This window comes from Mesorhizobium erdmanii USDA 3471 (genome assembly GCF_000472705.1).
Taxonomy (GTDB): Bacteria; Pseudomonadota; Alphaproteobacteria; order Rhizobiales; family Rhizobiaceae; genus Mesorhizobium; species Mesorhizobium erdmanii.
This window is the reverse complement of the sequence record NZ_AXAE01000039.1, coordinates 35,861-42,405: the sequence shown is the minus strand read 5'-3', so window position 1 is coordinate 42,405 and position 6,545 is coordinate 35,861. Positions and strand designations below refer to the sequence as shown.

Sequence of the window (6,545 nt, the reverse complement as noted above, 5' to 3'; positions counted from 1 at the left end):
CCTGGCCAGGCACTTCTACGACTGGTGCAAGGTGCGGCTACCCGAAACCTCCGCCGTGCGGGTGAGCGAGACGCCGAAAACCTGGGCGGAATACCGGCCATGACTTGCGCCTTGCATCCCGGAATCCGGGTGAGCGAGATTTTTGGGCCGACCATTCAGGGCGAAGGCGTGCTGATCGGCTTGCCGACGGTGTTCGTAAGAACCGGCGGGTGCGATTATCGCTGTTCCTGGTGCGACAGCCTGCATGCGGTGGACCGTCGCTTCCGCCATGATTGGGAGATGATGTCTCCCGACGCGGTTTGGCATAAGGTCATTGCGCTTTCCGGCGGTCAGCCCGTGATGGTATCGCTGTCGGGCGGCAATCCGGCCATCCAGCCGCTTGGCCAGTTGATCGACCGCGGGCACGGTGAGGGCTACCGTTTTGCATTGGAAACCCAAGGCTCGGTGTCTAAGCAATGGTTCGCGGATCTCGACGTGCTGGTACTAAGCCCCAAGCCGCCCTCAAGCGAAATGACGACAGATTGGGCCGCGTTCGACGCCTGCTTAGAGGCGGCGCAGGATAAGCCGCAGATGGCGCTCAAGCTCGTTGTCTTCGACGATGATGACTATGCCTATGCCAAAGACGCCGCGGCGCGCTACCCGCAATTACCCGTCTATCTGCAGCCCGGCAATCACACGCCGCCGCGTCCCGGCGACGAAGACGCGTTCATCGACATGGCCGGTGTGATGAGGCGCATGGAATGGCTGGTTGAAAAGGTGACCCGTGACAGGTGGTTCGAGGCGCGTGTACTGCCGCAGCTTCATGTTCTGCTCTGGGGAAACAAACGGGGCGTCTAGCCGAAGGGGAAGGATTGCCGACGAGCAAGACAGACATCTATAGCAATCTCACCCAACTGGGTGGCAGCAGCGTTGTTCCGGAAAGCCCCGAAAATACCGTGCTGGAAAAGGCACCGAATCCGCATGAGGGCTCGCCTTATTGGGGGCGCTTCACCGCTGCTCTGGGGCGTCACTTGCTCTCGATACTAGCATGCTTTTCCGCTGGGTTTGTTTGGTCGTCGATCACCGCTGCGGGACGAATGCGCTTGACAAAATAGCGCCGGCCCGTTCAACCTGAGGCATTCACCAGGGGAGTCCCGGCAAGGGGCTGAGATACTGCTGGCTTTCGCGGCGCAGTGACCCGTTGAACCTGATCCAGTTCATACTGGCGTAGGGACGGTGCAAGCGCTTTGCGGGAGTTTACGCCCGAGATCCTGTTTCGGCAGGTCGACAGAAGCGTCTTTTCATCCTTCCGGCACAGAACTGGGTCTCCAATGCATGAGCAAAGGAGCCTCAAGATGAATGCCCTCACCCCCGCCGTGTCGACGGGACCGCTGCCTGCCTCACGGAAGATCCACAAGTCTGGCGTCCTCCATCCGCACGTCAAAGTGCCGATGCGCGAAATCTCCGTCCATCCGACAGCCGGGGAGCCGCCCGTCACCGTCTACGATCCGTCAGGCCCGTATACGGACCCTGCTGTCGAAACCAGCATCGAAAAGGGCCTTGCCCGCCTTCGCCACGAATGGGTCACGGCGCGCGGCGATGTCGAGGCCTATGACGGCCGCCATGTCCGGCCGGAAGACAATGGATTCGTCACGGGCGAGCGCCTGACGCCGGAATTTCCCATTCGCAATCGGCCGCTCAGGGCCAAGGCAGGCAAGGCGGTGACCCAGCTTGCCTATGCGCGCGCTGGCATCATCACGCCTGAAATGGAGTTCGTCGCCATCCGCGAGAACCTTGGCCGCGAGAACCTCGGCCGCGAGATCTTGCGCGGCAAGCTTCAACGCGACGGCGAAGCCTTCGGCGCGGCGATCCCCGACTTCGTCACGCCGGAATTCGTGCGCGACGAGGTGGCTCGCGGACGCGCGATCATTCCCGCCAACATCAATCATCCCGAAAGCGAACCGATGATCATCGGCCGCAATTTCCTGGTGAAGATCAACGCCAATATCGGAAACTCGGCGGTCACCTCTTCGATGGCCGAGGAAGTGGAAAAGATGGTCTGGGCGATTCGCTGGGGCGCCGACACGGTGATGGACCTGTCGACAGGCCGCAACATCCACAACATCCGCGACTGGATCGTGCGCAACGCGCCGGTGCCGATCGGCACGGTGCCGCTCTACCAGGCGCTGGAAAAGGTTGGCGGCATTGCCGAGGATCTGACCTGGGAAGTCTACCGCGACACGCTGATCGAACAGGCCGAACAAGGCGTCGACTATTTCACCATCCATGCCGGCGTGCGGCTGCATTACATCCCGCTGACCGTCGACCGGGTCACGGGCATCGTCTCACGTGGCGGCTCGATCATGGCCAAATGGTGCCTGCACCATCACCGGGAAAGCTTCCTTTACGAGCATTTCGCGGAAATCTGCGACATCTGCCGCGCCTACGATGTGTCCTTTTCGCTCGGCGACGGCCTTCGTCCCGGCTCGATCGCCGATGCCAACGACGCGGCGCAATTCGCCGAGCTGGAGACCCTCGGCGAGCTGACTAAGATCGCCTGGGCCAAGGACTGCCAGGTGATGATCGAGGGGCCCGGCCACGTTCCAATGCACAAGATCAAGGAGAACATGGACAAGCAGCTCGCCATCTGTGGCGAAGCACCGTTCTATACGCTGGGACCACTGACGACCGACATTGCGCCGGGCTACGACCACATCACCTCCGGAATCGGCGCGGCGATGATTGGCTGGTTCGGCACCGCTATGCTCTGCTACGTCACGCCGAAGGAACATCTCGGCCTTCCCGATCGCAACGACGTCAAGACCGGCGTGATCACCTACAAGATCGCGGCGCATGCGGCCGACCTGGCTAAGGGTCATCCCGCGGCGAAAGTCAGGGATGATGCCCTTTCCCGCGCGCGCTTCGAGTTCCGCTGGGAGGACCAGTTCAACCTGTCGCTCGATCCCGAAACCGCGCGGTCCTTCCACGATCAGACCTTGCCCAAGGAGGCGCACAAGCTGGCGCATTTCTGCTCGATGTGCGGACCGAAATTCTGCTCGATGCGCATTTCCCACGACATCCGCGCCGAGGCGCAGAAGGCAGGCATGGCGGCGATGGCGGCGAAATATCGCGAAGGCGGCGATCTCTATGTGCCGGCGGACGAGACCGGCGCACCGCTCATGCCGGAGGCGCATGAGCCATCATGAGGGTGCTGGTCAAAGGGGCCGGCGTCGCCGGCCTCACCGCCGCCTTCGAGCTCGCCACACGCGGCGCGGCGGTGACCGTTGCCGAGATAAGGCATGGCCTCGGCGGCAATGCGTCGTGGTTCGCCGGCGGCATGCTGGCGCCATGGTGCGAGCGCGAAAGCGCCGAACAGCCGGTGCTGGATCTCGGACGCGATGCCGCCGATTGGTGGGAGGCGGCAACGCCCGGGCAGGTGACGCGGGCCGGAACGCTGGTAGTGGCCGCGCCGCGCGATGCGGGCGAGCTCGACCGGTTTGCCAGTCGCACGTCGGGGTACAGGCCTTTCGATGAAAACGAAATCGCACAGCTCGAGCCGGACCTCGCCGGTCGTTTCCGCCGTGCGCTGTTCTTCCCCGACGAAGCCCATCTCGACCCGCGCCGGGCGATGGCTGCACTGCATAACAGGCTGGCGGCGATGGGCGTCGAATTCCGCTTCGGTGCCGATGCCCGGCACATTTCCGGATTCGATCGCCGGATCGACTGCACGGGGATGGCGGCAGAAGACGATGGGTTGCGCGGCGTTCGCGGCGAAATGCTGATCCTGCGTACGCCTGATGTCTCGCTGTCGCGCCCGGTCCGTCTGCTTCATCCGCGCTTTCCGCTCTATGTGGTGCCGCGTGCCGACCACCATTTCATGGTTGGGGCGACGATGATCGAAAGCCAATCCGGGGGACCGGTCACGGCGCGTTCGATGATGGAGCTTCTGGGTGCTGCCTATGCCCTCCATCCGGCCTTTGGCGAGGCCGAGATCGTTGAAACCGGTGTCGGCATCCGTCCAGCCTTTACCGACAATCTGCCGCGTGTCGAGGCATGCGGAAGGGCCGTCGCGATCAACGGGCTTTATCGCCATGGCTTTCTTCTCGCGCCCGCCATGGCGCGCCAGGCGGCCGACCTGGTTTTCAATCAAGACGGAACCAAGGAGCTTGCTCATGAAACTGTTGGTCAACGGCGAAGCGCATGAGGTTGCCGCCACCACCCTGGCCGAGCTGCTTGCCGCGCTCGACTATGAGGGCGATTGGCTGGCGACCGCCGTCAACAGCGACCTCGTGCACAAAGCCAATCGGGCGGAATTCCGGTTGAGCGACGGCGATCGGATCGAAGTCCTCTCGCCCATGCAGGGAGGCTAGCATGTTCGAGCTTCTCGGGACGACGCTTCCTTCCCGCCTGCTTCTCGGCACCGCGCAATATCCTTCGCCGGCCATCCTTGCCGATGCGGTCAAGGCGTCGGGCACGTCGGTGGTGACCGTCTCGCTGCGCCGTGAGATGGCAGGTGGCAGGGCCGGCGAGAAATTCTGGTCGTTGATCCGCTCGCTGGGCGTCAGAATCCTGCCCAACACTGCTGGCTGTCACTCCGTCAAGGAAGCGGTCACCACTGCGAAAATGGCGCGCGACGTCTTCGGTACGAGCTGGATCAAGCTCGAAGTGATCGGCAACCACGACACGCTGCAGCCAGACGTGTTCGGCCTGGTCGAAGCCGCCCGCATCCTGTGCGAGGACGGCTTTTCGGTATTCCCCTATACCACCGACGACCTTGTAGTCGCCGAGCGGCTGCTAGAGGCGGGCTGCAGGGTCTTGATGCCGTGGTGCGCGCCAATCGGTTCCGCCCTCGGACCGGTTAACATGACGGCACTGCGCTCGATGCGCGGACATTTCCCCGACGTTCCGTTGATTGTGGATGCGGGGCTCGGACGGCCGTCGCACGCGGCAACCGTCATGGAACTCGGCTTTGACGCCGTGCTCCTGAACACGGCGGTCGCAAGGGCGGCCGATCCGGTCGGCATGGCGCGCGCGTTCGGCAAGGCGGTCGATGCCGGTCGCGAAGCCTTCAGTTCGGGATTGCTCGAGCCACGCGAGGTCGCCGTGCCGTCGACGCCGATATTCGGCAGGGCAGTTTTCTCATGAAGCTCGATCCCTTCTACCTGATCGTCGACAGCGCCGCCTGGATTGGGCGGTTGGCACCACTCGGCGTCAAGCTGGTTCAGCTTCGCATCAAGGACATGGGCGAGGACCGACTGCGCGCCGAAATCCGGAAGGCAAAGGCCTTGTGCGCCGAGCACCAAAGCCAGCTCATCGTCAACGACCATTGGCGCCTGGCAATCGAGGAAGGCTGCGACTTCGTCCATCTCGGCCAGGAGGATTTGCAGACCGCCGACCGCGCGCGGATTCGGGCAGCCGGCGTCAGGCTCGGGCTGAGCACGCATGATCATGTCGAGCTGGAAACGGCCATGTTTGCCGAGCCCGACTATATCGCGCTCGGTCCCATCTATCCAACCATCCTGAAGAAGATGAAATGGGCGCCGCAAGGGCTCGAACGGATCAGCGAGTGGAAGCGCCGGGTCGCGCCAATCCCATTGGTCGCCATTGGCGGCCTCAACCCTGACAGGCTCAACGGTGTTTTCGCGGCGGACGCCGATAGCGCGGCAGTGGTCACCGACATCACGCTGAATGCCGATCCCGAAGCGCGCACACGAGAATGGATCGAAAAAACGGAGCGATGGCGCTGAGGCGAGAACCGCATGTGCTTGTCGTTGGCGGGTCGGACTCCAGCGGTGGAGCTGGAATTGCCCGCGATATAGAAACGGTTTCCGCCTTCGGGCTGCGCAGTTGTCTTGCCATCACCGCCGTGACAGTCCAGACGCACTCGGCTGTCGAGCACGTCAAGCTTGTGCCGTCGGAGCTTGTCGCCGCTCAGATGCGCGCCGCGTTCGCTGCCAACGCTGTCGCAGCCGTCAAGATAGGCATGATTGGGACATCGGCGGCTGTTGAGGCAGTCAGCGCTGTTTTGGTCAACCGCCAAGTGCCTGTGGTACTCGACCCGGTCCTGGCCTCTACCTCGGGACGCAATCTGCTGGCGGACGATGCCATTAATATGCTGCGCCACGATCTGATGCCGATCTGCCGGCTTGTAACGCCTAACCTGGTCGAGCTGGCTGCGTTTACCGGCTCGTCACCGGCCGCGGACGAAGAAGGGGCTTGTCGTCAGGCTGAAGAGCTATCTAGGACGGTGAGGACCGCCGTACTCGTCAAGGGCGGCCATGCACAAGGAACCCGTTGCGTCGACGTGCTTTTGCAGCCGAACCAACCTGCAGTTCGGTTCGAGGCGCCCCGCTTGCCGCGAGGGATGCGCGGAACGGGTTGCATGATGGCCAGCGCAGTCGCCGCCTCGCTTGCTCTTGGAGCGTCGCTGGAAGCGAGCGTGCGCCAAGGCAAGCAATATGTTTTCGATGCGCTTGCCGGATCGAAGGACATCGGGCCGATAAGCTGATCGGGCCGAACGTATCCAACGCTCCGATCAAGTCTGGCAGGCGATCGTGGGTCTACTG

At 63.0% G+C, this 6,545-nt stretch carries 8 protein-coding genes and 1 riboswitch; all 8 genes read left to right on the top strand.

The genetic code is table 11. From position 1 onward, the window contains the following. Positions 1-103: 6-carboxytetrahydropterin synthase (locus A3AU_RS1000000138330; RefSeq protein WP_209444653.1), on the top strand; the 103-nt coding region annotated here is incomplete at its 5' end. After that, complete coding sequence (gene queE / locus A3AU_RS0126210) at positions 100-837, top strand: 7-carboxy-7-deazaguanine synthase QueE (protein WP_027055526.1); 738 nt, start codon at positions 100-102, stop codon at positions 835-837. The genes A3AU_RS1000000138330 and queE, both read left to right, overlap by 4 nt. A 277-nt stretch (positions 838-1,114) precedes the next feature. Then, positions 1,115-1,231, top strand: a riboswitch (TPP riboswitch). Between the two features lie 103 nt (positions 1,232-1,334). Further along, positions 1,335-3,185, top strand: coding sequence for a phosphomethylpyrimidine synthase ThiC (gene thiC / locus A3AU_RS0126205; protein WP_032918179.1), 1,851 nt, complete (start codon positions 1,335-1,337; stop codon positions 3,183-3,185). Next, positions 3,182-4,183 (top strand): glycine oxidase ThiO, encoded by a 1,002-nt coding sequence (gene thiO, locus A3AU_RS0126200; protein ID WP_027055524.1) that lies wholly within the window; start codon positions 3,182-3,184, stop codon positions 4,181-4,183. Before thiC ends, thiO begins: the two co-directional genes overlap by 4 nt. Then, entirely contained in the window at positions 4,152-4,349 is a 198-nt protein-coding gene (gene thiS, locus A3AU_RS0126195; RefSeq protein WP_027055523.1) for a sulfur carrier protein ThiS, read from the top strand. The genes thiO and thiS overlap by 32 nt, the downstream gene beginning before the upstream one ends. 1 nt (position 4,350) lies before the next feature. Further along, on the top strand, positions 4,351-5,124 hold the full coding sequence (locus A3AU_RS0126190) for a thiazole synthase (protein ID WP_027055522.1): 774 nt from the start codon (positions 4,351-4,353) through the stop codon (positions 5,122-5,124). After that, positions 5,121-5,726, top strand: a complete 606-nt coding sequence (locus tag A3AU_RS0126185; RefSeq protein WP_027055521.1) for a thiamine phosphate synthase — start codon at positions 5,121-5,123, stop codon at positions 5,724-5,726. Before A3AU_RS0126190 ends, A3AU_RS0126185 begins: the two co-directional genes overlap by 4 nt. After that, the gene (locus A3AU_RS0126180) at positions 5,717-6,487 is read left to right on the top strand and encodes a hydroxymethylpyrimidine/phosphomethylpyrimidine kinase (RefSeq protein ID WP_027055520.1); all 771 of its coding nucleotides are present in this window, start codon (positions 5,717-5,719) and stop codon (positions 6,485-6,487) included. Before A3AU_RS0126185 ends, A3AU_RS0126180 begins: the two co-directional genes overlap by 10 nt. Positions 6,488-6,545: the final 58 nt, after the last annotated feature.

What these genes read in the sequence shown, in the direction of transcription:
- queE (WP_027055526.1), top strand. Translation starts at nt 100, where the DNA reads ATGACTTGCGCCTTGCATCCCGGAATCCGGGTGAGCGAGATTTTTGGG.
- thiC (WP_032918179.1), top strand. Translation starts at nt 1,335, where the DNA reads ATGAATGCCCTCACCCCCGCCGTGTCGACGGGACCGCTGCCTGCCTCA.
- thiO (WP_027055524.1), top strand. Translation starts at nt 3,182, where the DNA reads ATGAGGGTGCTGGTCAAAGGGGCCGGCGTCGCCGGCCTCACCGCCGCC.
- thiS (WP_027055523.1), top strand. Translation starts at nt 4,152, where the DNA reads ATGAAACTGTTGGTCAACGGCGAAGCGCATGAGGTTGCCGCCACCACC.
- A3AU_RS0126190 (WP_027055522.1), top strand. Translation starts at nt 4,351, where the DNA reads ATGTTCGAGCTTCTCGGGACGACGCTTCCTTCCCGCCTGCTTCTCGGC.
- A3AU_RS0126185 (WP_027055521.1), top strand. Translation starts at nt 5,121, where the DNA reads ATGAAGCTCGATCCCTTCTACCTGATCGTCGACAGCGCCGCCTGGATT.
- A3AU_RS0126180 (WP_027055520.1), top strand. Translation starts at nt 5,717, where the DNA reads ATGGCGCTGAGGCGAGAACCGCATGTGCTTGTCGTTGGCGGGTCGGAC.